Origin of the sequence: Mycetocola sp., from assembly GCF_025464835.1 — a bacterium.
In the GTDB taxonomy this organism is placed as follows: Bacteria; Actinomycetota; Actinomycetes; order Actinomycetales; family Microbacteriaceae; genus Mycetocola_A.
In genome coordinates this window covers 1-22,689 of sequence record NZ_JAODMP010000070.1, presented here as the reverse complement: position 1 = coordinate 22,689, position 22,689 = coordinate 1, and the positions used below count along the sequence as shown (strand labels likewise).

At 64.0% G+C, this 22,689-nt stretch carries 31 protein-coding genes and 1 pseudogene; 1 reads left to right on the top strand and 31 read right to left on the bottom strand.

Annotated features, from left to right (window positions below; genetic code table 11):
* Positions 1-63: 63 nt before the first annotated feature.
* From JWP90_RS08900 to JWP90_RS08875, 6 genes are read right to left on the bottom strand one after another with little or no spacing between them, the layout of a single operon-like run.
* On the bottom strand, positions 64-1,209 hold the full coding sequence (locus JWP90_RS08900) for a mannitol-1-phosphate 5-dehydrogenase (protein WP_297362713.1): 1,146 nt from the start codon (positions 1,207-1,209) through the stop codon (positions 64-66).
* The gene (locus JWP90_RS08895) at positions 1,206-1,646 is read right to left on the bottom strand and encodes a PTS sugar transporter subunit IIA (RefSeq protein ID WP_297362710.1); all 441 of its coding nucleotides are present in this window, start codon (positions 1,644-1,646) and stop codon (positions 1,206-1,208) included. The genes JWP90_RS08900 and JWP90_RS08895 overlap by 4 nt, the downstream gene beginning before the upstream one ends.
* Complete coding sequence (locus JWP90_RS08890) at positions 1,643-3,220, bottom strand: PTS mannitol transporter subunit IICB (protein WP_297362707.1); 1,578 nt, start codon at positions 3,218-3,220, stop codon at positions 1,643-1,645. Before JWP90_RS08890 ends, JWP90_RS08895 begins: the two co-directional genes overlap by 4 nt.
* Entirely contained in the window at positions 3,217-4,908 is a 1,692-nt protein-coding gene (ptsP, locus tag JWP90_RS08885; protein WP_297362705.1) for a phosphoenolpyruvate--protein phosphotransferase, read from the bottom strand. Before ptsP ends, JWP90_RS08890 begins: the two co-directional genes overlap by 4 nt.
* The gene (locus JWP90_RS08880; RefSeq protein ID WP_297362702.1) at positions 4,898-5,164 is read right to left on the bottom strand and encodes an HPr family phosphocarrier protein; all 267 of its coding nucleotides are present in this window, start codon (positions 5,162-5,164) and stop codon (positions 4,898-4,900) included. Before JWP90_RS08880 ends, ptsP begins: the two co-directional genes overlap by 11 nt.
* Complete coding sequence (locus JWP90_RS08875; protein WP_297362699.1) at positions 5,157-5,513, bottom strand: hypothetical protein; 357 nt, start codon at positions 5,511-5,513, stop codon at positions 5,157-5,159. Before JWP90_RS08875 ends, JWP90_RS08880 begins: the two co-directional genes overlap by 8 nt.
* A 244-nt stretch (positions 5,514-5,757) precedes the next feature.
* Here JWP90_RS08875 and JWP90_RS08870 point away from each other — a divergent pair, with 244 nt between their 5' ends.
* Positions 5,758-7,662: a transcription antiterminator gene (locus JWP90_RS08870; protein ID WP_297362696.1), complete on the top strand. Its 1,905-nt coding sequence runs from the start codon at positions 5,758-5,760 to the stop codon at positions 7,660-7,662.
* 512 nt (positions 7,663-8,174) lie between these two features.
* Here the strand turns inward: JWP90_RS08870 and JWP90_RS08865 are convergent.
* The 25 genes and pseudogenes from JWP90_RS08865 to JWP90_RS08745 form a co-directional block, all read right to left on the bottom strand.
* A complete protein-coding gene (locus JWP90_RS08865; RefSeq protein ID WP_297362693.1) occupies positions 8,175-9,059 on the bottom strand; it encodes an aminodeoxychorismate lyase in 885 nt (294 codons plus the stop codon).
* Positions 9,060-9,090: 31 nt separating this feature from the next.
* Positions 9,091-9,918 carry a type I methionyl aminopeptidase gene (gene map / locus JWP90_RS08860; RefSeq protein ID WP_297362688.1) on the bottom strand — a complete coding sequence of 276 codons (828 nt, stop codon included), beginning with the start codon at positions 9,916-9,918 and terminating at the stop codon, positions 9,091-9,093.
* 8 nt (positions 9,919-9,926) lie between these two features.
* Complete coding sequence (locus JWP90_RS08855; protein ID WP_297362685.1) at positions 9,927-10,511, bottom strand: adenylate kinase; 585 nt, start codon at positions 10,509-10,511, stop codon at positions 9,927-9,929.
* Complete coding sequence (gene secY, locus JWP90_RS08850) at positions 10,508-11,830, bottom strand: preprotein translocase subunit SecY (RefSeq protein ID WP_297362683.1); 1,323 nt, start codon at positions 11,828-11,830, stop codon at positions 10,508-10,510. The genes JWP90_RS08855 and secY overlap by 4 nt, the downstream gene beginning before the upstream one ends.
* 160 nt (positions 11,831-11,990) lie before the next feature.
* Positions 11,991-12,665, bottom strand: coding sequence for a 50S ribosomal protein L15 (rplO, locus tag JWP90_RS08845; protein ID WP_297362681.1), 675 nt, complete (start codon positions 12,663-12,665; stop codon positions 11,991-11,993).
* A complete protein-coding gene (gene rpmD / locus JWP90_RS08840; protein ID WP_297362679.1) occupies positions 12,665-12,847 on the bottom strand; it encodes a 50S ribosomal protein L30 in 183 nt (60 codons plus the stop codon). Before rpmD ends, rplO begins: the two co-directional genes overlap by 1 nt.
* Positions 12,847-13,569 (bottom strand): 30S ribosomal protein S5, encoded by a 723-nt coding sequence (gene rpsE, locus JWP90_RS08835; protein WP_297362676.1) that lies wholly within the window; start codon positions 13,567-13,569, stop codon positions 12,847-12,849. Before rpsE ends, rpmD begins: the two co-directional genes overlap by 1 nt.
* The gene (gene rplR / locus JWP90_RS08830; RefSeq protein WP_090712305.1) at positions 13,566-13,925 is read right to left on the bottom strand and encodes a 50S ribosomal protein L18; all 360 of its coding nucleotides are present in this window, start codon (positions 13,923-13,925) and stop codon (positions 13,566-13,568) included. The genes rpsE and rplR overlap by 4 nt, the downstream gene beginning before the upstream one ends.
* Before the next feature lie 2 nt (positions 13,926-13,927).
* Entirely contained in the window at positions 13,928-14,464 is a 537-nt protein-coding gene (gene rplF / locus JWP90_RS08825) for a 50S ribosomal protein L6 (RefSeq protein ID WP_297362672.1), read from the bottom strand.
* Between the two features lie 6 nt (positions 14,465-14,470).
* Positions 14,471-14,869: a 30S ribosomal protein S8 gene (gene rpsH, locus JWP90_RS08820; protein ID WP_196833374.1), complete on the bottom strand. Its 399-nt coding sequence runs from the start codon at positions 14,867-14,869 to the stop codon at positions 14,471-14,473.
* A 241-nt stretch (positions 14,870-15,110) separates the two neighbouring features.
* On the bottom strand, positions 15,111-15,698 hold the full coding sequence (rplE, locus tag JWP90_RS08815; RefSeq protein WP_297362663.1) for a 50S ribosomal protein L5: 588 nt from the start codon (positions 15,696-15,698) through the stop codon (positions 15,111-15,113).
* Positions 15,698-16,057, bottom strand: coding sequence for a 50S ribosomal protein L24 (gene rplX, locus JWP90_RS08810; RefSeq protein WP_297362660.1), 360 nt, complete (start codon positions 16,055-16,057; stop codon positions 15,698-15,700). The genes rplE and rplX overlap by 1 nt, the downstream gene beginning before the upstream one ends.
* 2 nt (positions 16,058-16,059) lie before the next feature.
* On the bottom strand, positions 16,060-16,428 hold the full coding sequence (gene rplN, locus JWP90_RS08805) for a 50S ribosomal protein L14 (RefSeq protein ID WP_090712295.1): 369 nt from the start codon (positions 16,426-16,428) through the stop codon (positions 16,060-16,062).
* Positions 16,429-16,462: 34 nt separating this feature from the next.
* The gene (gene rpsQ / locus JWP90_RS08800; RefSeq protein WP_297362654.1) at positions 16,463-16,777 is read right to left on the bottom strand and encodes a 30S ribosomal protein S17; all 315 of its coding nucleotides are present in this window, start codon (positions 16,775-16,777) and stop codon (positions 16,463-16,465) included.
* Positions 16,777-17,100 carry a 50S ribosomal protein L29 gene (gene rpmC / locus JWP90_RS08795; protein WP_297362651.1) on the bottom strand — a complete coding sequence of 108 codons (324 nt, stop codon included), beginning with the start codon at positions 17,098-17,100 and terminating at the stop codon, positions 16,777-16,779. The genes rpsQ and rpmC overlap by 1 nt, the downstream gene beginning before the upstream one ends.
* The gene (gene rplP / locus JWP90_RS08790) at positions 17,100-17,519 is read right to left on the bottom strand and encodes a 50S ribosomal protein L16 (RefSeq protein WP_090712289.1); all 420 of its coding nucleotides are present in this window, start codon (positions 17,517-17,519) and stop codon (positions 17,100-17,102) included. Before rplP ends, rpmC begins: the two co-directional genes overlap by 1 nt.
* Positions 17,520-17,521: 2 nt before the next feature.
* Complete coding sequence (gene rpsC / locus JWP90_RS08785) at positions 17,522-18,277, bottom strand: 30S ribosomal protein S3 (RefSeq protein WP_090712286.1); 756 nt, start codon at positions 18,275-18,277, stop codon at positions 17,522-17,524.
* Positions 18,277-18,642 (bottom strand): 50S ribosomal protein L22, encoded by a 366-nt coding sequence (gene rplV / locus JWP90_RS08780; RefSeq protein WP_090712284.1) that lies wholly within the window; start codon positions 18,640-18,642, stop codon positions 18,277-18,279. Before rplV ends, rpsC begins: the two co-directional genes overlap by 1 nt.
* Positions 18,643-18,667: 25 nt before the next feature.
* Positions 18,668-18,949, bottom strand: coding sequence for a 30S ribosomal protein S19 (rpsS, locus tag JWP90_RS08775; protein WP_090712282.1), 282 nt, complete (start codon positions 18,947-18,949; stop codon positions 18,668-18,670).
* A 12-nt stretch (positions 18,950-18,961) separates the two neighbouring features.
* Positions 18,962-19,801: a 50S ribosomal protein L2 gene (gene rplB, locus JWP90_RS08770; RefSeq protein WP_090712280.1), complete on the bottom strand. Its 840-nt coding sequence runs from the start codon at positions 19,799-19,801 to the stop codon at positions 18,962-18,964.
* Positions 19,802-19,818: 17 nt separating this feature from the next.
* Positions 19,819-20,118, bottom strand: a complete 300-nt coding sequence (gene rplW / locus JWP90_RS08765; RefSeq protein ID WP_297362637.1) for a 50S ribosomal protein L23 — start codon at positions 20,116-20,118, stop codon at positions 19,819-19,821.
* 2 nt (positions 20,119-20,120) lie between these two features.
* A complete protein-coding gene (gene rplD / locus JWP90_RS08760; protein WP_297362634.1) occupies positions 20,121-20,819 on the bottom strand; it encodes a 50S ribosomal protein L4 in 699 nt (232 codons plus the stop codon).
* Positions 20,820-20,823: 4 nt separating this feature from the next.
* Positions 20,824-21,480, bottom strand: coding sequence for a 50S ribosomal protein L3 (gene rplC, locus JWP90_RS08755; protein WP_297362631.1), 657 nt, complete (start codon positions 21,478-21,480; stop codon positions 20,824-20,826).
* A 23-nt stretch (positions 21,481-21,503) separates the two neighbouring features.
* Positions 21,504-21,812, bottom strand: a complete 309-nt coding sequence (gene rpsJ / locus JWP90_RS08750; protein ID WP_005050520.1) for a 30S ribosomal protein S10 — start codon at positions 21,810-21,812, stop codon at positions 21,504-21,506.
* Positions 21,813-22,455: 643 nt separating this feature from the next.
* Positions 22,456-22,689, bottom strand: a pseudogene (locus JWP90_RS08745) (elongation factor Tu); the annotation flags it as partial.

The following is a 22,689-nucleotide window of genomic DNA, read 5'->3' as shown; positions in this document are numbered from 1 at the left end:
AAAGCGTGCACAAAGCACCAACGGACAATCCTATGTTAATGTGCGGGATTTCGCCAATCGCGGCTACCCACGGGAGGCCGCCACGATGGGGACGAGTTCGTCGAAGAGCGGATGCGCCGGAGCGAGCCCTGTGACGCGTTCGACGAACGTCTGCGGGTCCAGTTTCTCCAGCATCGAGCGCATCTCGCTGCTCTGCTCGTCGTCCGCGACATCGAAGCCCAGCGCTTTACCGACGGCGTCGAGAAGTGCCGTGTGCCCGATGCCCCGTTCAGCGAGTTCAGCGGCCGGGCCGATGAACCGTTCGTTCCTCGAGAGTTTGCGGAGCGGCTGCCGGCCGACCCTCTGCACGGTGTCCGGCAGGTGCGGGTTCGCGAATCGCAGCAGAATTTTCTCGCGGTACGCGCGCTGCACCTCCTCGTCGATGCCGTGCTTGGCCACAAGGAGCGCGCTGGTCTCCTCGAGGACACGCCGGACGGCATGGGCTACGCCGTCGTCGGCGAGGGCGTCCGAGATCTTTCCGATCCCGGCGGCGAAGCCGTAGTACGCGGCAGTGGCGTGGCCGGTGTTGACGGTGAAGAGTTTGCGTTCGATGTACGGCCCGAGTGCATCCACGAAGGTGGCCCCGGGAATGTTGGGTGGCGCATCGCCGAATGGCGCGGATTCGATGACCCACTCGGAGAAGGTCTCCACAGTGACGTCGATACCCGCTGACGGGTCTTGCCCGGGGACGATACGGTCGACGGCGGTGTTGGCGAAGATCGCACGCGGGGTGATCGCGTCCCACTCCTCGGGGCCGACGCTAGCCTGCACCTCCGTTTTGAGCAGGTCGGTGGCGTTGATGGCGTTCTCGCACGCCATCACGGCGAGCGGCGCAAGCCCTGGGTCCCGCAGCGCAAGCGCGCGTGCGATCACGGGCGCCACAAATTTGAGAATGTTGGGGCCGACCGCTGTGGTGACCACGTCTGCTGTTTGAATCTCAGCGATCAGCTCGCTCGCTGAGCTGGCACTGTTGATCGCACGGTAGCCGGTGACGGTGCGGACTCCCCCACCGTCACCGACCTCGTGCACGTCGTAGCTCGGCGTCTGCCTGAGCGCGTCGATGAGCTCCGCGTTCACGTCGGCGAAGACGACCTCGTAGCCGGCGTCGTGGAGCAACAGACCGACGAACCCGCGCCCGATGTTGCCTGCGCCGAAGTGAACCGCTTTCATTCTGCGTTGACCTCCTCGAGCAGGGCGAACAGTTCGTTCGCGTCTGCCGCGTCGAGTAGCTTCTGGACCTCGTCCTCGTCGGAGAAGACGATGGCGATCTTGGAGAGGATCTCGAGGTGCTCGTTGTTGAGCCCGGCGATGCCGACCGCGAACCGCACCTGCTCGCCGTCCCAATCGATCGGGTCGGCATAACGCACGAGCGAAAGAGCCGACCGGCTGATCGCATCCTTCGCCTCGTTCGTTCCGTGCGGGATGGCCAGGTAGTTGCCCATGTAGGTGGACACCGATGCCTCCCGTTCGAGCATGGCGTCGATGTATTCGGGCTTCACCGCTCCGGCGGCGACAAGCAGGCCGCCCGCTTCGCGGATCGCCTCCTCCTTGGTCGTTGCTGACCCTCGCGCAACCACGTTCTCGGGGGTCAGGATGTTGTCAGTCATACGGTTCCCTCCTGGCTGTTGTTTCGCCTGACGATCTCGACGACGTCATCGTATTTCGGGCTGTTCATGAAGTTGTCCACCGAGATGTGCTGCGAGTCCGGCGACTTCTGACGCGCCCGGTCGGTGAGGTCCTGGTGAGTGATCACGAGGTCCGCGTCGCCTGTGAGGTTCGCGATGGCCTGGTTGGTCACTGTCACCCCGTCGATCCCGGCCTTCTTGATCTTGTTGCGCAGAACGGATGCACCCATGGCGCTTGAGCCCATTCCCGCGTCACACGCGAACACGATGTTTCGCACGAGGGTGGCGGTTGCGGTGGCCGAACCGGACTCCGTCGCGCCCTCCGAAACGAGGCCTCCGAGCACCGAGCTTTTCTTGCCCTTGGCCGCTTCGGTCGCGGCGACCGCCGCCCCCAGGTCACCGGCGTTGCCGGCGGCGAGGTCCCGCTTGCGTGAGGCACGCAGGATGATCGAGGCGACGACGAACGACACGGCGGTGGCGATGAGCACCGACAGGACGACACCGAGATAGCTGTCGTTGGCGGTCTGGATCAGCACGGCGATGATGCTGCCGGGCGATGCCGGCGCCCGCAGCCCGCTCTGGAACAGCACGTTGGTTGCCACACCCGACATTCCGCCGGCGATGACGGCGAGAAGGAGTGCCGGCTTCATCAGCACGTACGGGAAGTAGATCTCGTGGATGCCGCCGAAGAAGTGGATGATGATGGCGCCCGGAGCGCTGGCACGGGCGATGCCGAGCCCGAAGAGCGAGTAGGCAAGAAGAATGCCGAGCCCGGGGCCGGGGTTCGCCTCGATCAGGAACAGGATGCTCTTTCCGCTCTCCTCCACCTGCTGGACGCCGAGGGGAGTGAACACGCCGTGGTTGATGGCGTTGTTGAGGAAGAGGATCTTTCCCGGTTCGACGAAGATGCTGACGAGCGGGAGCAGAGACAAGCTGACCAGCCAGTTCACCGCGGCTTCGAGCCAGGAACTCAGCGTCGTGATGATCGGCGCGATGCCGAAGAACGCGACAACGGCGAGGATCGCACCGAGGATACCCGCGGAGAAGTTGTTCACGAGCATCTCGAAACCGGCCTTGATCTTGCCGTCCCAGATGCTGTCGACTTTCTTCATCAGCCACGCCGCGAGCGGCCCCATGATCATCGCTCCGATGAACATCGGGATGGAGCTGCCGACGATGACACCCATCGTCGCGATCGTTCCGACCACGCCGCCGCGTTCGCCATAGATCATCCGCCCACCGGTATTGGCGATGAGGAGCGGAAGCAGGTAGGTGATCATCGGACCGACCAGTCCGACGTACCTCTGGAAGGTCGTGCCATCTTCGGCCTCGGCGAGTGCGGTGGCAGCCCCCTGCCAGCCGATGACATCCGCATCGCCGAACCCACCCAGGATTCCGTTGGGTAGCCAGCCGGTCGCGATGAAGAACGCAGTGATGAGGCCCCATGCGATGAACGCTGCGATATTGGGCATCACCATGCCGGAGAGGAACGTCCCGAACCGCTGAACGCGGACCCGGGCACCTCCCTGCTTCTTGGTAGTCGACGTCGTTGTCATGATCGTGCCTCTTTCAGGGTCTGGGCAGCGGCGGCTACCGCTGCACGGGATTCGGCCGCCCCGTCGGCGGCCAGTGCGATTCCGGCGAGGCGTCGGGCCTCGTCGAGGGTGTAGGTCAGGAGCGATGCCCGGACGTCGGTGAGGGCCGGGGTGGACATAGACAGGCTGGTTGCTCCGAGTCCGACGAGCACGACGGCGAGGAGCGGGTCTGCTGCGGCCTCACCACAGATCCCTACCGGCTTTCCTGCGGCTGCTCCGGCGGCGCCGACCTCTCCGACGAGGCGGAGAACGGCTGGGTGCCACGGATCCTGCAGGGCGGCGACCGATCCGAGCATCCTGTCGGCCGCGAGGGTGTACTGGGTCAGGTCGTTGGTCCCGATCGATGCGAAGTCGGCTGCGTCAAGCACCCGGTCGGCCATCAGCGCGGCGGATGGCACCTCCACCATGACGCCGGCTGTGCGGATCCCGCACTCCCGGGCGACACCGACGAAGTACCTGGTTTCTTCGACGGTGGAGACCATAGGAGCCATCACCCACAGCTCTGCCTGCGTCTGGGCATCCGCCTCGGCGAGCGCGGTGAGCTGTTCGCGCAGGATGTCCTCACTCGCCCGGAGGGCGCGGAGCCCGCGAAGGCCGAGCGCCGGGTTCTCCTCGTGGGCATCGTTGAGGAACGCCAGTGGCTTGTCGGCGCCGGCGTCGAGGACCCGGACGACGACCTTCTTGCCGGGGAACGCCTGAAGCAGGCGCACGTAGTGTTCGCGCTGCTGCTCGATGGTCGGGGCGGAGCCACCGGCATCGAGGAACAGGAACTCGGTGCGGAACAGCCCGACGCCCTCCGCGCCGGCATCGGCGGCGGCCTGGGCTCCGGCTGAGGAACCGAGGTTTGCGAGGAGCGGGATGGCTGTTCCGTCGGCGAGCGCGCCGGGCGTGACCGGTGCGACCGCTGCCGCCTGCCGTTCCGCGATGCGTCGCTCCGCGTCGGCGATCTGCTCCTCGGTCGGATTCGCGATCACCGTGCCGGACGCCGCATCGAGGATGACGCGGGTCCCGTCAGCCAGCTGGGTGGCATCCGCTGTGCCGACGACGGCGACGATCGACTTCTCCCTGGCGAGGATCGCGGTATGCGAGGTCGGTCCGCCGTCGCTGGTGACGAGGCCGAGCACCTTGCCGAGGTCGAGCATGGCGGTGTCTGCCGGAGCCAGATCTCGGGCGACGAGGACGAACGGATGTTCAGGGCTGGGAACGCCAGGCGCCGCCACTCCCCGAAGATCGGCGATAACCCTTTGTGAGACGTCGTCGAGGTCCGCGGCGCGTTCACCCAGGTAGCCGCCCATGGCGGCGAGCTGGTCCCGGAACGAGGCGAAGGCTTCGAAAACGGCCCGCTCGGCCGTCTTCCCGGCGGCGAGGGCGTCGTCGATGGCTTCGGAGAGCATCGGGTCCTCGGCCATCATGGCCTGGGCCTCGAGGACGTCACGTGCGGCACCGCCTGCAGCTTGTCCCCGGGATTCGAGTTCGCGGGCGACGGTACCGAGCGACGTACGCGCCCGTTCTGCCTCCTCTGCCTGCCCGTGTGTGCTTGGGGAGTCCGCCGGGGCCGGCAACGGTTCGGACATCCGCGCGACGACGCCGATGGCGACTCCCTGGCCGATTCCGGTCCCGGCCAGGATTGTGGGTGCGCTACTCGTCATGGTCGGTCACCAGAAGTTCGACGAGCTCGTCGAGGACTTTGTCGGCGTTGTCGCCATCTGCAGTCAGGGTGACATAGTCACCGTGGTCGACTCCAAGCGAGATGACACCGAGAATGCTTGCCGCGTTGATCGGCTTGCCGCTGCCCTTGGCCAGCGTCACTTTGGAGCCCGACGCACTGGCGGCCTGGGTGAAGAGCTTCGCCGGGCGCGCGTGCAGCCCGTGTGACGATCCGATTCGAACGGTGCGTTCAGCCATGGGTGGGACCTCCGTCGCTGCGTTGTGGTTCGCCCCGTGTCGGCATCGCCCCTGCAGCATTCAGGGCGAGGTCGAGGGCTTCATCGCCGGACGGCGACGAGAAAACGGTGTCTGGCAGCACGGCGACGGCGATGCCCGCCCGCGCGGCGGTGTCCCGCACGTCAGCCAGCCGGTCATCGAGGTGCGGTCCGAGGAGGACGGCCTGGGCGCCGGGGAGCCGCTCGGGCAGGAAATCCAGCGGGCAGGCTTCGGCGGTCACTGGGATCGAACGCGCCTGGGCGGCTTTGCGGATCCGAAGTGCCACGAAAGTACTCGACGCTCCGGCGCCGCACACCACGAGGATTCTCATCGATCCGCCTCCGTTGCCGTTCCCGTTGCCGTTGTCGTTGTCGTGCGCTCACTGGCCCCAGGAAAGAACCGGGGCGTTTCGTATTCTCCCGCCGGCGCGTCGGCTCTCGCCAACATGAACCTTTCCGCCCCAGCGGAAAGGACCGTTTTCCGGCCCCGTGTCGGCCGGACAAGTGGTTGACTCAATTCAGACGCTTCTGCCGCGATGTTGCACATCGCCCGGGCGTTTGAAGGAGCCAGCGACAATGACACGCGACAGACAAGACCGGATCCTCACCTACCTCTCCAGGGCAGGTACCTGGGTCACGGCCGGGGAGCTTGCCGACGTCCTGGGTGTGACGCCACGCAGCATCCGCAGTTACATGACCGCGGTCAAATCCCGCGCAGCCCCGAACACGGTGGTTGAAGCGGGCCCGAACGGGTATCGGATCTCAGCCGAAGGCTACGCCGCGTTCCGGTCGCGGGCCGCGAGCGGGTCGTCGGAGACCCCGAGGGACCGTTTGTACGCCATCGTCCGTCGGTTGGTCGACAGCCCCGATGGGCTGAACGTCTTCGAGCTGGCCGAAAGCCTGTTCGTGTCAGAGTCGACGGTCGAATCGGATCTCGCCCGCGTGCGGTTGCTGCTTTCGGAGGCTGAGTTGTCTCTGGCCAGGCGCGGGAGCACCGTCGCTCTCGAGGGCACCGAACTTGCTCGCCGCCGGCTGCTGTCTCGGATGTTCCGCGAGGAGACCGAGCGAGGCATGATCGAGCTCGAGGCCATCCAGCGTGAGTTCTCGTCGCAGAGCTTGAGCGCGTTCAAGACCGGCCTGATCGACATGCTCAGCGATCGGGGTTACTCGCTCAACGATTACGGGATCGACAACGTCCTGCTCCACATCGCGATTGCTGTTGACCGGGTGTCGAAGAACCGGCGGGTTCCCGAACCCGACAATCCGGCCGCCGCACCGGCAGACGGAATTCCCTCGGCCCTATCCGCTCTCATCACGACGCATTTCGGCATCCCGCTCGGCGCTGCCGATATCGACTACCTGGTCTATCTCATCATCACGAGGGCTGCCAGGAGAGCTGAGGACGTCGCCGATTCCAGCTACCTCAACCCGGCACACCTCGACGTCGTGCGGACGATCGTGCTGAACGCCGGCGAGGAGTACCTCGTCGACCTGTCCGACGAAGATTTCATCACCAGGCTGACCCTGCACGTGCAGAACCTGCTCCGCCGGGCGCAGGAGCACTCGTACTCCAGGAACCCCCTCGCCCGGTCGATCAAGACGTCGTATCCGATGATCTACGAGCTCGCCGTGTACATCGCCAGCCGGCTGCAGACCCACGGCGACGTGGAAATCAACGATGACGAGATCGCCTACATTGCCATGCACGTGGGCGCGCACCTCCAGCAGCGGTCCCGGTCAGACGACCTCCTTCGCTGTGTCCTCGTCTGCCCCAACTACTACGACATGCACCTGCTGCTACGTGACCGGGTCACACTGATGCTCGGCGATGCCGTCGAAGTGGTGCGGGTCGTGACGCGCAGCGACGTGGCCTGGGCGCACCTCGACGCCGACATCGTGTTGACGACGATCGAGCCGCCGGTGCCCGACGATTCCACTGTGGTCATCCAGCCGTTCTTCACCGAGGGCGACGCCGACCGCGTGCGACAGGTGGTCAGCCGGGTTCGGCGCTTGCATCGGAGGGCGATGATCAAGGATGAGGTCCTGCAGTACTTCGATCCGTCGCTGTTCGTCCGGAACGCCGGGGCGAAAGACGAAGCAGACATGATCCGGCAGCTCGGCGAACTCATGGTGGCGCGTGGCCTCATCGGCGAGGCTTACGTCGACGGGGCGATCGAACGCGAACGGATGTCGTCGACAGCGTTCACGGATTCTCTCGCGGTTCCCCACGCCATGGCGATGACCGCGAAAAGCACGTCCATCGCCATCGCCGTGAATGAGACGAGCATGGCGTGGGGTGAGAACCGGGTGAACGTGGTCGCGTTCATCGCCTTCAGCGCGAAGGAACGGGCGAGCTTCCAGCGTGTGTTCGACCAATTCGTCGAGGTGTTCTCGGACCGGGAAGATGTCCAACGGATCGTGAAGAAGTCCGTCGACTTCGGGTCTTTCATCGATGAGCTCGTCCGCACGATGGACTCCTGACCCTCTCCCCACAACCCGCTGCGCGCAGCCCGCAACCCCCAACCCCCAACCCGCATCCAGGAGACCCGTCCACATTCAGGAGTTCTTCGCCGACACGCCGTATGAACGCGCTCTCACCACGGCGTGTCGCGCAAATCTGCTGAATTCGGGAGCTGCTGCTGAATGTGTAGTCCGCTTGCGGGAGGTCGGTTGGATGCCGTGGCGGCGCCAGGTCAGGAGTCCAGCGCAGGTCAGGAGTCCAGCGCAGGTCAGGAGCCTAGGGCGCGGAACCAACCGGGGTGTGGACGCCGCACGGCGACGCGGCACGGGCGTGAACCTGTGAGCGGCCACCGAGCGCGACGCGGCTGAGCCTCCGGAGCAGCCGGCGAAGATGCGAAGCAGGATGATGCCGATGGCCACCACGTCGAGCCGGCGAGGCGCCACCCAGTTCTCCGGCGTTGGCGGGTCGTCGCCTTCGGCCAGGCCGGCGGTGGCACGGATGCTCGGTAGGGATTGGCTCGCCGCAGGGGATGTCAGCCCAGCAGCGCGGCGTTCATCCGGGCGGTGAGCGCGAGATCGGTCGGGATCACCGAGCCGTCGACGGCGGTGATCGGTGCGGCGAGCCGCACACTGGAGACCAGCCACGCGGCATCCGATCGGAGCAACTCCCCCACTGGGATTGTGCGATAGACGCACTCGAAGCCTTCGGCATCGAGAAAGCCGAACAGGTCAGCCTGGGTGGTTCCGGCGAGGATGCCGTGCTGGATGGCAGGGGTGATGAACGTGTTTCCCTGCCGAAGGATCAGGGAGGAGGTGGGCCCCTCGAGCGCGAAGCCATCGGTGGAGGTGAACACAACGTCGTCTGCTCCACGGCGTTGCGCCTCCCGGAGCGCGGCCATGTTGATGGCGTACGACAGGGTCTTGGCGCCGACGAGCAGCCACGGCGCGTCCTCGCCGACATCATTCGCGTAACCCCGGCTGAGCGTGACGACGCGGATTCCCTCGGTGCGCTCCGGGAAGTCGCTGGCGACAGGTGTGCCCGTGAGCCAGCAGGTGGGCGGGCCTGCCGCATCCGTTCCCCGGGTGATGACGAGGCGGATCGACGCCTGCCCGCTTGCCGGAAGGGCATCCAGCATCGCATCCACTCCCCTGCGCCACTGAGCCAGGTTTGGGGCGGGGAGGTCGAGTTTGAGCGCGGATGCCTCCAACCGGGCGAGGTGCGCGTCGATTCCGCGTGCGCGACCATCGCTCACCCCGAGGGTTTCGAAGACGCCGTCGCCACGGCCGGCACCGGCGTCGAAGGCGGAGAGGATGGGTTGCGTCGGAGGCACGAAGCGGAGGGAGGCGAGGATCGCGGTGTCTGCCGCGTCGGCATCCGCAGGGATCGGGTCGACAAGGAGGACCTGTGGCGTCGTCATGAACTCGACCCTAGCGCGGCACAGCGCCGGGTCAGGCGATGGGAGTGGGTGTGATTCCGAACGGCGCGAGGCCGCTGGCGCCGCCGTCTTCGGCTGTCAGCACCCAGATGCCGTCCTTGTGCACGGCGACGCTGTGCTCCCAGTGCGCGGCGGCTGAGCCGTCTTCCGTTGCGACGGTCCAGTCGTCGTCCCTGGTGTATGTGTCGATGCTGCCGAGAACGACCATCGGTTCGATTGCCACGACGAGCCCCGGCTTGACCTCAGGGCCCTTCTGCCGCACCCGATAGTTGAAGACCGGCGGCGCCTCGTGCATGGAACGGCCGATGCCGTGTCCGACGTAGTCGGTGAGGATGCCGTACGTCCCGCGGTCCTCGATGTAGCCCTGTACGGCGTCGCCGACCTCGTTGAGGTGGGATGCTGTGGCGAGCCGCGCGATTCCTGCCCACAGTGAACCTTCGGTCACCTCGGACAGCTTCTGCCGTTCGGCGACGAGCTCCGGGCGGGACGGGTCGGGTAGAACGACGCTGATCGCGGCGTCACCGTTCCAGCCCCCGAGGATCGCCCCGCTGTCGACGGAGACGATGTCGCCGGGCTCGAGGGGCCGGTCGTTCGGGATGCCGTGCACGACGTCATCGTTCACCGATGCACAGATGGTGTGGAAGTAGCCGGCTTCGAGCTTGAAGTTCGGCGACGCTCCCAGGGCGAGGATGGCTTTCTCTGCGGCTTCATCCACCTGCGCGGTCGTTGCTCCGACGCTCAGCGCCGCTCTCGCGGCGACGAGTGAAGCGGCGGTGACCCGGCCGGGTTCGAGCATCAGCCGCAGCTGCGCGGGTGACTTGTAGATCGATTTGCGAAGCATGAAAGAAATCAGAACGCAATCCCGTGGCCGGCAAGCGCCGAGCGCACCCGGGTGCTCACTTCATCGACCGCGCCGAGGCCGTCGACGTCGACGACGATGCCGCGTGCTTTGTATGCGGCGATCACCGGTTCGGTCTGCTCATGGTAGACGTCCTGGCGGTGGCGGATGACCGCTTCCGTGTCGTCCGCGCGGCCCTGCTCGGCAGCGCGCTTCAGCAACCGCGTCACGACCTCGTCGGGGTCGGCCACGAGCTGCACGACCGCGTTCAGTTCGGAGCCGGTCTCGGCGAGGATCCGGTCGAGCTCTGACACCTGGTCGGCGGTTCGCGGGTAGCCGTCGAGCAGGAAGCCGTCGACAGCATCCGGCTGGTGCAGTCGGTCCTGAACGATCGCGTTTGTCAGGGAGTCGGGCACGTAGCCGCCGGATGACACGATCTCCTGCACTTTCAGGCCGAGCTCGGTGCCCTGCTTGATGTTGGCGCGGAAGATGTCCCCGGTGGAGATGGCCGGAATTCCGAGCGCGTCTGCGAGCACTGCTGCCTGCGTTCCTTTGCCCGCTCCAGGGGGGCCGACGATCAGTAGACGTGCGCTCATCGGAGAAGTCCTTCATAGTGGCGCTGCTGCAGCTGCGCGTCGATCTGTTTCACCGTCTCGAGTCCCACACCCACGATGATGAGGATGCTGGCACCGCCGAACGGGAAGTTCTGGTTCGCGCCGACGAGGGCGAGGGCGATCAGCGGGATGAGCGCGATGCAGCCGAGGTAGAGAGCACCGGCCAGAGTCACGCGGGTCAGCACGTAGTCGAGGTACTCAGCGGTCGGCCGGCCGGCACGGATTCCGGGGATGAACCCGCCGTACTTCTTCATGTTGTCGGCGACTTCTTCAGGGTTGAAGGTGATCGCGACGTAGAAGTAGGTGAAGCCGACGTTCAGCAGGAAGTACAGCGCCATGTACAGCGGGTGGTCTCCGCTGGTCAGGTAGGTGGTGATCCAGGTGACCCACCCGGCTGGCTCCTGCCCTGCGGCGGGCGTGTTGAACTGTGCGATCAGCGCCGGGAGGTACAGGAGCGATGAGGCGAAGATCACGGGGATCACGCCGGCCATGTTCACCTTGATGGGAATGTACGTGTTGTTGCCACCGAACGTCCGCCGTCCAACCATCCGCTTGGCGTACTGCACAGGAATGCGTCTCTGGGACTGCTCGACGAAGACAACGGCCATCATGATGACCAGACCGACGGCCAGCACGAGGAGGAACGTGTCGAAGCCCTTGGACTGCGCGATCGCGAGAAGCGATCCCGGGAACGTGGCAGCGATGGACGTGAAGATGAGCAGCGACATACCGTTGCCGATGCCGCGCTCGGTGATCATTTCACCGAACCACATGATCAGGCCGGTACCGGCGGTCATGGTGATGACCATGAGCAGCACGGCGTACCAGGTGTCGTTCGTGAGCAGCTGGCTGCACTCGGCGCTCGTGTTCGTGCCGAAGAGGGCGCCACTTCGCGCCACGGTGATCAGCGTCGTCGACTGAAGGATGCCGAGGAAGATGGTCAGGTAACGGGTGTACTGGGTCAGCTTGCCCTGCCCCGCCTGACCTTCCTTGTGCAGTGTTTCAAAGTGAGGGATGACCACGCGCAGCAACTGCACGATGATCGAGGCCGTGATGTACGGCATGATGCCCAGCGCGAAGATCGACAACTGGAGAAGAGCGCCACCGGAGAACAGGTTGACGAGCTCGTAGAGGCCGGAGGTGCCCTGGTTCTGCTCGAGGCAGGCCTGGACGTTACCGAAGTCGACGAACGGCGCGGGGACGAACGACCCGAGTCGGTACAGGGCCATGATGCCCAGTGTGAACCCGATCTTCCGGCGAAGGTCTGGTGTGCGGAAGATCCGCGCAACGGCACTAAACAAAAAAGGCCTCCTGGTTTCGAGCCGGTTGATTCAGCTCTTGGTGCCGGTAAAAGGTCCGGTCGTCAGACAGGCCCGGCAATCGAATCTACTCGATTACCGGGCCCGTCGAACAATCGGTGCCCCGCTCGCTCGCGCGACGGACAGACCGGCGTCTGTGGAATTACTTTACAGAACCGCCAGCGGCGACGATCTTCTGCTCAGCCGAACCGGAGACCTTGTCTACCGAGATTGTCAGCTTCACAGCGATATCGCCGTCTCCGAGGACCTTGACCTTCTCGTTCTTGCGAACAGCGCCCTTGGCCACGAGGTCGGAGACGGTGACGTCTCCGCCGTTCGGGTAGAGCTCGGCGAGCTTCTCGAGGTTGACGACCTGGTACTCGACGCGGAACGGGTTCTTGAACCCGCGCAGCTTCGGAGCACGCATGTGCAGCGGAAGCTGTCCGCCCTGGAACCCAGGCCGTACCGTGTTCCGAGCCTTCGTACCCTTGGTACCGCGACCGGCCGTCTTACCCTTCGAGCCTTCACCACGGCCGACACGCTGGCGTGCCTTCTTGGAGCCCTCAGCCGGACGGAGGTGGTGAACCTTGAGCACCTGGGCGCGTGGGGTCACTTCCTCTTCCTTCTGCGGAGCCTTCGTGGCCGGAGCCTTCTTCGTAGGGGCCTTCGGGGCGTCAGCCGCCGCGGTCTCAGCCTTGGCCGAAGCCTTCGGGGCAGCAGCCTTCTTGGCGGGCGCCTTCTTGGCCGGGGCCTTGTCGGCGGCAGCCTTCGCGGGCGCCTTCTTTGCGGGAGCCTTCTTGGCGGTCTCCTCGGTGACGACCTTCTTCTCGTCAGCCATTAGTCGATCTCCTCAACCTTTACGAGGTGAGCAACAGTGTTGACGTAGCCACGGTTCTGCTTGTTGTCCTCACGGACAACAACAGCTCCGATGCGCTTCAGTCCCAGGCTGCGCAATGTGTCGCGCTGGTTCTGCTTCTCACTAATTTTGGATTTGGTCTGCGTGATCTTCAGCTGAGCCATCAGGCACCTACCTTTGCGGAAGCCGCAGCCTTGGCAGCAGCCTCGGCCTCGACCTGCAGCAGCTTGGCAGGAGCGATCTCGGAGTACTCCTTGCCACGGCGTGCGGCAACGGCACGAGGCTCTTCGAGCATCTTCAGCGCCGTAACAGTGGCGTGAACGATGTTGATCGTGTTGGACGAACCGAGCGACTTGCTCAAGACGTCGTGGATGCCTGCGCACTCGAGCACGGCGCGGACAGGACCACCGGCGATAACACCGGTACCCGCAGCGGCCGGACGCAGGAGGACGACTCCGGCGGCAGCCTCACCCTGGACGGGGTGCGGAATGGTCGAGCCGACGCGGGGAACGCGGAAGAAGTTCTTCTTCGCTTCCTCGACACCCTTCGAGATGGCGAGAGGCACTTCGCGTGCCTTGCCGTAGCCCACACCGACGAGGCCGTTTCCGTCTCCGACGACGACGAGAGCGGTGAAGCTGAAGCGACGGCCACCCTTGACAACCTTGGAAACACGGTTGATGGTGACAACGCGCTCGAGGAACTGGCTCTTGTCAGCGTCGCGGCTGTTACGCTCGCGGCCCTGGTTACGTTCGCCACGGCCGCCACGGCTGCCACGGTCGCCACGTGCGTCAACGCGCCCGGAGCTCTCGGTACCGGCAGCGGTTTCGACCGGCTTTTCGACTGGCTGGTCCGCGGTAACGGCCTCAACCTTGCTTGCTTCACTCACAGGTTCAACCCACCCTCTCGAGCACCTTCGGCGATTGCCGCAACGCGACCCGCGTACCGGTTACCACCTCGGTCAAAAACGACTTCTTCGATGCCGGCGCTCTTTGCGCGTTCTGCAACGAGCTCACCGACCTTCCTGGCTTTGGCGGTCTTGTCACCGTCAAAGGTACGGAGGTCAGCTTCGAGGGTGGATGCCGACGCGAGGGTGAAACCCTTGCTGTCGTCAACGACCTGGACGAATACGTGACGAGCCGAACGGGTCACGACGAGACGCGGGCGAGCCGCGGTTCCGTCGATCTTCTTACGGAGGCGCGCGTGACGACGGTCACGGGCAGCCGACTTGGACTTTACGGCCATGGTTACTTACCAGCCTTTCCGGCCTTGCGGCGAACGATCTCGCCGGCGTAACGCACACCCTTGCCCTTGTAGGGCTCAGGCTTGCGAATCTTACGGATGTTGGCAGCAGCCTCGCCGACGGCCTGCTTGTCGATCCCGGACACCGTGAGCTTGTTGTTGCCCTCAACGGTGAGCGTGATGCCGGCAGGCGGGTCGATCAGGACCGGGTGGGAGAAACCGAGAGCGAACTCGACTGAGCTGCCCTTCTGTGCCACACGGTAACCGGTTCCGACGACTTCGAGGCCCTTGGTGTAGCCCTGGGTGACGCCGATGATCTGGTTGCTGATGAGAGTACGGGTGAGCCCGTGCAGGGAGCGCGATTCACGCTCGTCGTCCGGACGGGTGACCAGAACCTGGCCGTCCTCGACCTTGGCCTCGATCGGGCTGGCGACGGTGAGCGTCAGCTCGCCCTTCGGGCCCACGACCTTGACGACGGAGCCGTCAACCGCGACGGTGACGCCTGCGGGGATCTCAATGGGAAGTCTTCCAATACGCGACATTTGTGGCTACCACACGTAGGCGAGGACTTCCCCACCTACGCCCTTCTTCTCAGCCTGACGGTCGGTGAGCAGACCGGAGGAGGTGGACAGGATGGCGACGCCGAGGCCACCGAGAACCTTGGGGATCTCCGTCGACTTTGCGTAGACACGGAGGCCGGGCTTGGAAACGCGCTTGATGCCCACGATGGAGCGTTCGCGGTTCGGGCCGAACTTGAGGTTCAGGGTCAGGGTCTGGCCGACGCGAGCGTCTGCAACTTCCCAGCCGGAGATGTAGCCCTCTGAGGTGAGGATGTCGGCGATGTGCGACTTGAGCTTCGAGTGCGGCATCGACACGGTTTCGTGGTGTGCCGAGTTCGCGTTGCGCAGTCTGGTCAGCATGTCTGCGACCGGATCTGTCATTGTCATGTGTGATTTCCTTCGATCACCAGGTTTCGTTCACCCGTTACACGAATGACGACCTGTGGTGGTTAGGGGTGAAGCGGATGCTCCGCCCCCCTGATCTTTCTCGCCACAGTGCGCCGGTCAGCCGATTCACGAGGAAAGGGCTGACCGGCGCCGCTGGCGATCAAGTTCTTCAGTTGTGCGCGGCACGAAACCGGCTGCAAGCAACCGACCTAATATACCGTTACTTTGCTGAGTGCGTGGACTACGCCTGGTTTTCCGCTGTCTTGAACGGGAAGCCGAGCGCCTTGAGCAGCGCACGACCCTGTTCGTCGGTCTTCGCGGTCGTGACGACCGTGATATCCATACCGCGGACACGGTCGATCTTGTCCTGGTCGATTTCGTGGAACATCGACTGCTCGGTCAGACCGAAGGTGTAGTTACCCGAGCCGTCGAACTGCTTCGGGCTCAGGCCGCGGAAGTCGCGGATACGAGGAAGCGCGAGGCTCAGCAGGCGGTCGAGGAACTCCCACATGCGGTCTCCACGAAGCGTGACGTGGGTTCCGATGGGCTGTCCTTCACGCAGTTTGAACTGTGCGATCGACTTGCGGGCCTTCGTGATCTGCGGCTTCTGACCGGTGATCTTGGTCAGGTCGGCGACGGCGCCATCGATGATCTTGCCGTCGCGGGCTGCCTCGCCGACACCCATGTTCACGACGATCTTGGTGAGCGTCGGGATCTGGTGCACGTTGGTCAGGCCGAGTTCCTTGAGCAGCTGCTCCTGGATTTCTGCCTTGTACTTCTGCTTGAGGCGGGGCTGGATTTTGCCAGCCGCCACTGCCGTGTCAGTCATTAGAGGTCCTTACCTGACTTCTTGGCGTAACGAACGCGGACCGTCTTGGTGACGCCGTTCTTCGTTACTTGCTCATTACGGTGACCGACGCGAGTCGGCTTCTTGGTCTCCGGGTCAACGAGCGCCACGTTCGAGATGTGGATCGGAGCCTCGTGGGTTTCAATGCCACCAGTCTTTGTTCCACGCTGGCTCTGTCCCTGACGGACGTGCTTCGTGACGTAGTTGACGCCTTCAACGATGACGCGGTTCTTCTCGACCAGCACCTCGATGACACGACCCTGCTTGCCGCGTGAACCGCCGCGAGCCTGGGTCGGGCCTGAGATGACCTGGACGAGGTCGCCCTTTTTGATCTTCGCCATGACTAAATAACCTCCGGTGCCAGCGAGACGATCTTCATGAACTTCTTGTCGCGAAGCTCACGACCGACCGGTCCGAAGATACGGGTACCGCGGGGGTCGCCGTCGTTCTTCAAAATCACTGCTGCGTTCTCATCGAACTTGATGTAGGAGCCGTCCGGACGACGGACCTCCTTCTTGGTGCGAACGATGACCGCCTTGACGACGTCACCCTTCTTGACGTTCCCACCGGGGATCGCGTCCTTGACCGTCGCGACGATCGTGTCGCCGAGGCTGGCGTAACGACGGCCTGATCCACCGAGAACACGGATGGTGAGAAGCTCCTTGGCGCCGGTGTTGTCGGCGACCTTTACTCGGGATTCCTGCTGAAGCATTTTCTAACTCCTTATGACAAGCAAGCCGCGAGGCTTACTTGGCCTTCTCGAGGATCTCGACCAGGCGCCAGCGCTTGGTAGCGCTCAGCGGACGGGTCTCACTGATTACAACGAGGTCACCGATGCCGGCGGCGTTGAGCTCGTCGTGCACCTTCCTCTTGGAGGTGCGGCGGATGACCTTGCCGTACAGCGGGTGCTTCACGCGGTCTTCGACCTCAACGACGATGGTTTTATCCATGCGGTCGCTGATGACGTAGCCACGTACGGTCTTGCGGTAGCCACGAACAACGGCCTGGGCCTCTACTGCGGCGACCTCGGGTGCTGCGCTCTTAGCGTCAGGCTTAGCCATTACTTGGCCTCCTCAGTCTCGGTTTCGGGTGCTGCGTCAACCGCGGCATCCTTCTTCTTGGTTTTCTTCGCAGCCTTGGCAGGCACCTCAGCGACAACCGGGGTGGCCCGGATGCCGAGCTCGCGCTCACGGATGATCGTGTAGATGCGAGAGATGTCGCGCTTCACGGCGCGCAGGCGGCCGTGGGTCTCGAGCTGGCCGGTAGCGGCCTGGAAGCGCAGGTTGAACAGCTCTTCCTTGGCCTTGCGCAGTTCGTCGACAAGACGTTCGTCTTCAAATGTGTCGAGCTCAACGGGGGTGAGCTCCTTGGAACCGATCGCCATTATGCGTCGCCCTCCTCGCGCTTGATGATGCGTGCCTTGAGAGGCAGCTTGTGGATTGCACGGGTGAGTGCTTCGCGGGCCAGCGTCTCGGAGACGCCGGCGACCTCGAAGAGCACACGGCCGGGCTTGACGTTCGCGACCCACCACTCGGGCGAACCCTTACCGGAACCCATGCGGGTTTCAGCAGGCTTCTTCGTGAGCGGACGGTCGGGGTAGATGTTGATCCACACCTTTCCACCACGCTTGATGTGACGCGTCATGGCGATACGAGCGGACTCGATCTGACGGTTGGTCACATAAGCGGGTGTGAGGGCCTGGATGCCGTACTCGCCGAAGCTGACAACGGTTCCACCGGTGGCCTGGCCAGTGCGGTGGGGACGGTGCTGCTTGCGGTGCTTGACTCGACGTGGAATAAGCATGATTAGGCGCTTGCCCCTTCTGCGACGGGAGCCTCTGCACGAGGGGCACGACGCGGACGGTCGCTACGCTCTGGGCGGGTCGACTTGGCGTTGGCCTGCTCGCGAGCGAGTTCCTTGTTGGTGATGTCGCCCTTGTAGATCCAGACCTTCACGCCGATGCGGCCGAAGGTGGTCTTCGCCTCGTAGAAGCCGTAGTCGATGTTCGCGCGGAGGGTGTGCAGCGGCACACGGCCTTCACGGTAGAACTCGGAACGGCTCATCTCGGCGCCGCCGAGGCGGCCGGAGACCTGGATGCGGACACCCTTGACGGTGGACGTGCGCTGGGCGCCCTGCAATCCCTTACGCATTGCGCGGCGGAAGGCCACACGTGCGGAGAGCTGCTCGGCGATGCCCTGCGCGACCAGCTGAGCGTCAGCCTCGGGGTTCTTCACCTCGAGGATGTTCAGCTGGATCTGCTTGCCGGTGAGCTTCTCGAGGTCGGTGCGAATACGCTCCGCCTCGGCGCCGCGGCGACCGATCACGATGCCCGGACGGGCAGTGTGAATGTCGACGCGAACGCGGTCACGTGTGCGCTCGATCTCGATGCGTGAAACACCGGCGCGGTCAAGCGAGGTGCCAAGCAGTCGACGGATCTTGACGTCCTCGGCGACATAGTCGCTGTAACGCTGGCCCGGCTTGGTGCTGTCGGCAAACCAACGCGACACGTGGTCGGTGGTGATGCCGAGGCGGAAGCCGTACGGGTTTACTTTCTGACCCATTACTTCGTACCCTCCTCAGGAGTGGCGAGCACAACAGTGATGTGGCTGGTGCGCTTCAGAATCTGGAATGCGCGGCCCTGGGCACGCGGCTGGAAACGCTTGAGGGTCGCGCCCTCGTCAACGAATGCCTTGGCGATGTACAGGTCCTGCTCGTCCAGGAACTGGTTGTCTTTGTCTGCCTTGACGCGAGCGTTCGCGATGGCAGAGGCGACCAGCTTGTAGACGGGTTCTGACGCACCCTGCGGTGCGAACTTCAGAATGGCCAGGGCCTCAGCGGCCTGCTTTCCGCGGATCATGTTGACGACGCGGCGGGCCTTCATGGGGGTGACGCGGATGTGACGCACGCGTGCGACTGACTCCACCATTTCTCTCCTCCTTTTCGTCACCGCGTTAGCGGCGACGACCCTTCTTGTCATCCTTCACGTGTCCACGGAAGGTGCGGGTGGGTGCAAACTCGCCGAGCTTGTGCCCGACCATCGTCTCGGTGACGAACACCGGGATGTGCTTGCGACCGTCGTGCACCGCGATGGTGTGTCCCAGCATTGCCGGGACGATCATCGAACGGCGCGACCAGGTCTTGATGACGTTCTTGCTCTTGGCCTCGTTCGCGCGAACCACCTTGCGGAGCAGGTGGTCATCAACGAAGGGGCCCTTCTTAAGACTGCGTGGCATCTTCTACAACTCCTACTTACGCTTCTTGGTGGCGGTGCGGCGACGAACGATGAGCTTGTCGCTTTCCTTGTTCGGGTGGCGGGTGCGGCCTTCTTTCTGGCCCCACGGGCTGACCGGGTGGCGTCCACCGGAGGTCTTGCCCTCACCACCACCGTGTGGGTGGTCGACCGGGTTCATGGCGACACCGCGGACGGTCGGGCGAACGCCCTTCCAACGCTTGCGGCCGGCCTTTCCCCAGTTGATGTTCGACTGCTCGGCGTTGCCGACCTCGCCGATCGTGGCGCGGCAGCGTGCGTCGACGTTGCGGATCTCACCGGACGGCAGACGGAGCTGCGCGTAGATGCCATCCTTGGCGACGAGACGAACCGATGCACCTGCGGAACGAGCCATCTTGGCGCCTCCACCCGGACGCAATTCGATTGCGTGGATGACGGTACCCGTCGGGATGTTCTTCAGCGGCAGGTTGTTGCCCGGCTTGATGTCAGCGCCGGCGCCCGACTCGACAACATCGCCCTGTGAGAGCTTGTTGGGAGCGAGGATGTAGCGCTTGGTGCCATCAACGAAGTGCAGGAGCGCGATGCGCGCCGTGCGGTTGGGGTCGTACTCGATGTGAGCGACGCGGGCGTTGACGCCGTCCTTGTCGTTACGACGGAAGTCGATAACGCGGTACTGGCGCTTGTGGCCACCACCGATGTGACGGGTCGTGATGCGGCCCTGGTTGTTACGACCACCGGTCTTCGAGAGCGGCCGCAGCAGCGACTTCTCGGGGGTCGAACGCGTGATTTCAGCGAAATCAGCAACGCTCGATCCACGGCGACCTGGGGTCGTGGGCTTGTACTTACGAATAGCCATAGTTTTTCCTTACGCTCCTAGCCGACAGCCGTGAAGATGTCGATGGAACCGGATTTGAGCGTCACGATGGCGCGCTTGGTGTCCTTGCGCTTGCCGATCCCGAACTTGGTACGACGGGTCTTGCCAGTGCGGTTCAGAGTGTTGACCGAAGCCACCTCGACCTTGAAGATCTTCTCGATGGCGAGCTTGATCTCGGTCTTGTTGGCACGCGGGTCGACGACAAAGGTGTACTTACCCTCATCGATCAAGCCGTAGCTCTTCTCTGAAACAACCGGCGAGATGATGACGTCGCGCGGGTCCTTGTTGATGCTGGTCATGGCTAGGCCTCCTCAGTGACGTCAGCAGACGAAGCGACAGCCGTGACCGACTTGCCCTTGGCGGGGCCGGCGACGAAAGCGTCGAAGGCTGCCTTGGTGAAGACGATGTCGTCTGCCACAAGCACGTCGTAGGCGTTCAGCTGGTCATAGTTGATGACGTGAACGGTTGGGATGTTGCGAACCGCCTTGTAGCTCTCAACGTCGGCGCGTTCGAGAACGACGAGCACGTGAGGAGAGGTGGCGATGGTGGCCAGGTAGTCCACGGCGGCCTTCGTGACGCGCTCTTCAGCGATCACGAGGGTTTCGACGACGTGGATACGTGCGCCGCGGGCCCGGTCGGAGAGCGCTCCGCGCAATGCGGCGGCGATCATCTTCTTGGGGGTGCGCTGCGAGTAGTCACGCGGCTGCGGCCCGTGGACGATGCCACCACCGGTCATCTGAGGGGCACGGATGGAGCCCTGACGAGCGCGACCGGTTCCCTTCTGCTTGAACGGCTTGCGGCCTGCACCGGAAACCTCGCCACGACGCTTGGTCTTGTGGGTTCCCTGGCGTGCCGCAGCGAGCTGCGCCACAACGACCTGGTGGATCAGCGGAACGTTGGTCACTGCGTCGAACAACTCGGCGGGCAGTTCGACAGTGCCGGACTTGTTGCCCTTGGTGTCGAGAACGTCGAGCGTTGCGGTGCTAGTTGCGTCGGTCATCTAACTACGCTCCCTTCACTGCGTTACGGACGAAAACGATGCGGCCACGAGCGCCGGGAACGGCACCCTTGACGAGCAGCAGGCCCTTTTCGGCGTCAACCGAGTGGACGTGCAGGTTGAGCACGGTGACGCGCTCTCCACCCATGCGACCGGCCATGCGCATGCCCTTGAAGACACGGCTCGGGGTCGACGAAGCACCGATGGAACCGGGCTTGCGGTGGTTGCGGTGCGCACCGTGGGATGCGGAAACACCCTTGAAGTTGTGGCGCTTCATGACACCGGCGAAACCCTTACCCTTGCTGGTTCCGACGACGTCGACCTTCTGGCCGGCTTCGAAAGTGCCATCAACGGTGAGCTCCTGGCCGGCGCTGTAGTCGCCGGCGTCAGCGGTACGGACCTCGGTGACGTGACGGCGAGGCGTGACGCCTGCCTTGTCGAAGTGTCCTGCGTCCGGCTTGTTCACCTTGCGCGGGTCGATCTGGCCATAGGCGATCTGAACCGCGTTGTAGCCGTCGACCTCGGGCGTGCGAATCTGCGTCACGACGTTCGGGGTGATCTCGATAACGGTCACTGGCACGAGCTTGTTGTTCTCGTCCCAGACCTGGGTCATGCCAAGCTTCTTGCCGAGCAGACCCTTGCTGGTCTTATTCTGAATAGACATACGTTCCCTTGTCCCTATCCAGCTCAGAGCTTGATCTCGATGTTGACGTCGGCCGGCAGGTCGAGTCGCATGAGCGAGTCGACGGCCTTCGGCGTCGGGTCAATGATGTCGATCAGACGCTTGTGGGTGCGCATTTCGAAGTGCTCCCGGCTGTCCTTGTACTTGTGGGGAGAACGGATGACACACACCACGTTCTTCTCCGTCGGCAGCGGCACCGGGCCGACAACCGTGGCACCCGCGCGGGTTACCGTGTCGACGATCTTGCGCGCCGAGGTGTCAATGACCTCGTGGTCATATGACTTAAGTCGAATGCGGATCTTTTGTCCCGCCATTTTTGACTCGCTCTCTGTCTTGCGTCTTACGAATTCCTTCGCATTGGACGCGCTTCTTAGCGTTGAGGACAACGCTGGGCACTACTTGCTGTCGCACCACTGTTTTACTGTCAAGTCTTTGCCGCCGTCCCTGTGCCGGCCCGTCTCGCGCACGCAGAGATACCCTGCGATTGCGGCCTGAGCCAGTGTTGGGATTGTCGACCAAGTCGATGTTCTGCTGCCCGCGGCCTAGGTTTACTTGCTCGATTTCGAACGTGACCTATGCACTGCCTGGCAGTGATTCCCGGGCGGCACGGAGGCACGCACGAGAAATGTTGAACTAGAGCAGTCTGACAGAAAGAGAGCCATTGTGCAACCCGGGCGTGTCGCGCCAGGGCACTTACTTTCCCCGCCTGAGATCGGCGGGCTGACCCTGGCGCGGGACGCTGAGCGAGCCCCAGCCGGCGGCCCCTTGAGGGGGGGTGGGGCCGCCGGTGGTCGTGACCGAGGGGTGTCGTCACGGCTCACTACAGACTGCCAGACCTGAGGTTTCTTCACATCCTTTTTGGCGGGCAACCGCTCCCCCAGTTCGGGTGGCCCCCACCGGCACGCAAAAAGGGCCCGGCCGTTTGGCCGGGCCCTTCTCAGGAGCTACAGGTTCGTGTTACTTGAGAACCTTGGTGACGGTGCCGGCACCGACGGTGCGGCCACCCTCACGGATTGCGTAGCCGAGGCCTTCTTCCATGGCGATGGGCTGGATCAGCTCAACGGTCATTTCGGTGGTGTCGCCAGGCATGACCATCTCGGTGCCCTCAGGCAGCGTGATGACGCCGGTGACGTCCGTGGTGCGGAAGTAGAACTGCGGGCGGTAGTTCGCGTAGAACGGGTTGTGACGCCC

Coding starts and splice junctions, on each gene's coding strand:
- JWP90_RS08900 (WP_297362713.1), bottom strand. CDS start 1,209: ATGAAAGCGGTTCACTTCGGCGCAGGCAACATCGGGCGCGGGTTCGTC.
- JWP90_RS08895 (WP_297362710.1), bottom strand. CDS start 1,646: ATGACTGACAACATCCTGACCCCCGAGAACGTGGTTGCGCGAGGGTCA.
- JWP90_RS08890 (WP_297362707.1), bottom strand. CDS start 3,220: ATGACAACGACGTCGACTACCAAGAAGCAGGGAGGTGCCCGGGTCCGC.
- ptsP (WP_297362705.1), bottom strand. CDS start 4,908: ATGACGAGTAGCGCACCCACAATCCTGGCCGGGACCGGAATCGGCCAG.
- JWP90_RS08880 (WP_297362702.1), bottom strand. CDS start 5,164: ATGGCTGAACGCACCGTTCGAATCGGATCGTCACACGGGCTGCACGCG.
- JWP90_RS08875 (WP_297362699.1), bottom strand. CDS start 5,513: ATGAGAATCCTCGTGGTGTGCGGCGCCGGAGCGTCGAGTACTTTCGTG.
- JWP90_RS08870 (WP_297362696.1), top strand. CDS start 5,758: ATGACACGCGACAGACAAGACCGGATCCTCACCTACCTCTCCAGGGCA.
- JWP90_RS08865 (WP_297362693.1), bottom strand. CDS start 9,059: ATGACGACGCCACAGGTCCTCCTTGTCGACCCGATCCCTGCGGATGCC.
- map (WP_297362688.1), bottom strand. CDS start 9,918: ATGCTTCGCAAATCGATCTACAAGTCACCCGCGCAGCTGCGGCTGATG.
- JWP90_RS08855 (WP_297362685.1), bottom strand. CDS start 10,511: ATGAGCGCACGTCTACTGATCGTCGGCCCCCCTGGAGCGGGCAAAGGA.
- rplO (WP_297362681.1), bottom strand. CDS start 12,665: ATGGCTGACGAGAAGAAGGTCGTCACCGAGGAGACCGCCAAGAAGGCT.
- rpmD (WP_297362679.1), bottom strand. CDS start 12,847: ATGGCTCAGCTGAAGATCACGCAGACCAAATCCAAAATTAGTGAGAAG.
- rplR (WP_090712305.1), bottom strand. CDS start 13,925: ATGGCCGTAAAGTCCAAGTCGGCTGCCCGTGACCGTCGTCACGCGCGC.
- rplF (WP_297362672.1), bottom strand. CDS start 14,464: ATGTCGCGTATTGGAAGACTTCCCATTGAGATCCCCGCAGGCGTCACC.
- rpsH (WP_196833374.1), bottom strand. CDS start 14,869: ATGACAATGACAGATCCGGTCGCAGACATGCTGACCAGACTGCGCAAC.
- rplE (WP_297362663.1), bottom strand. CDS start 15,698: ATGACTGACACGGCAGTGGCGGCTGGCAAAATCCAGCCCCGCCTCAAG.
- rplX (WP_297362660.1), bottom strand. CDS start 16,057: ATGGCGAAGATCAAAAAGGGCGACCTCGTCCAGGTCATCTCAGGCCCG.
- rplN (WP_090712295.1), bottom strand. CDS start 16,428: ATGCTTCAGCAGGAATCCCGAGTAAAGGTCGCCGACAACACCGGCGCC.
- rpsQ (WP_297362654.1), bottom strand. CDS start 16,777: ATGGCTAAGCCTGACGCTAAGAGCGCAGCACCCGAGGTCGCCGCAGTA.
- rpmC (WP_297362651.1), bottom strand. CDS start 17,100: ATGGCGATCGGTTCCAAGGAGCTCACCCCCGTTGAGCTCGACACATTT.
- rplP (WP_090712289.1), bottom strand. CDS start 17,519: ATGCTTATTCCACGTCGAGTCAAGCACCGCAAGCAGCACCGTCCCCAC.
- rpsC (WP_090712286.1), bottom strand. CDS start 18,277: ATGGGTCAGAAAGTAAACCCGTACGGCTTCCGCCTCGGCATCACCACC.
- rplV (WP_090712284.1), bottom strand. CDS start 18,642: ATGGTGGAGTCAGTCGCACGCGTGCGTCACATCCGCGTCACCCCCATG.
- rpsS (WP_090712282.1), bottom strand. CDS start 18,949: ATGCCACGCAGTCTTAAGAAGGGCCCCTTCGTTGATGACCACCTGCTC.
- rplB (WP_090712280.1), bottom strand. CDS start 19,801: ATGGCTATTCGTAAGTACAAGCCCACGACCCCAGGTCGCCGTGGATCG.
- rplW (WP_297362637.1), bottom strand. CDS start 20,118: ATGACCAGCATCAACAAGGACCCGCGCGACGTCATCATCTCGCCGGTT.
- rplD (WP_297362634.1), bottom strand. CDS start 20,819: ATGACCGACGCAACTAGCACCGCAACGCTCGACGTTCTCGACACCAAG.
- rplC (WP_297362631.1), bottom strand. CDS start 21,480: ATGTCTATTCAGAATAAGACCAGCAAGGGTCTGCTCGGCAAGAAGCTT.
- rpsJ (WP_005050520.1), bottom strand. CDS start 21,812: ATGGCGGGACAAAAGATCCGCATTCGACTTAAGTCATATGACCACGAG.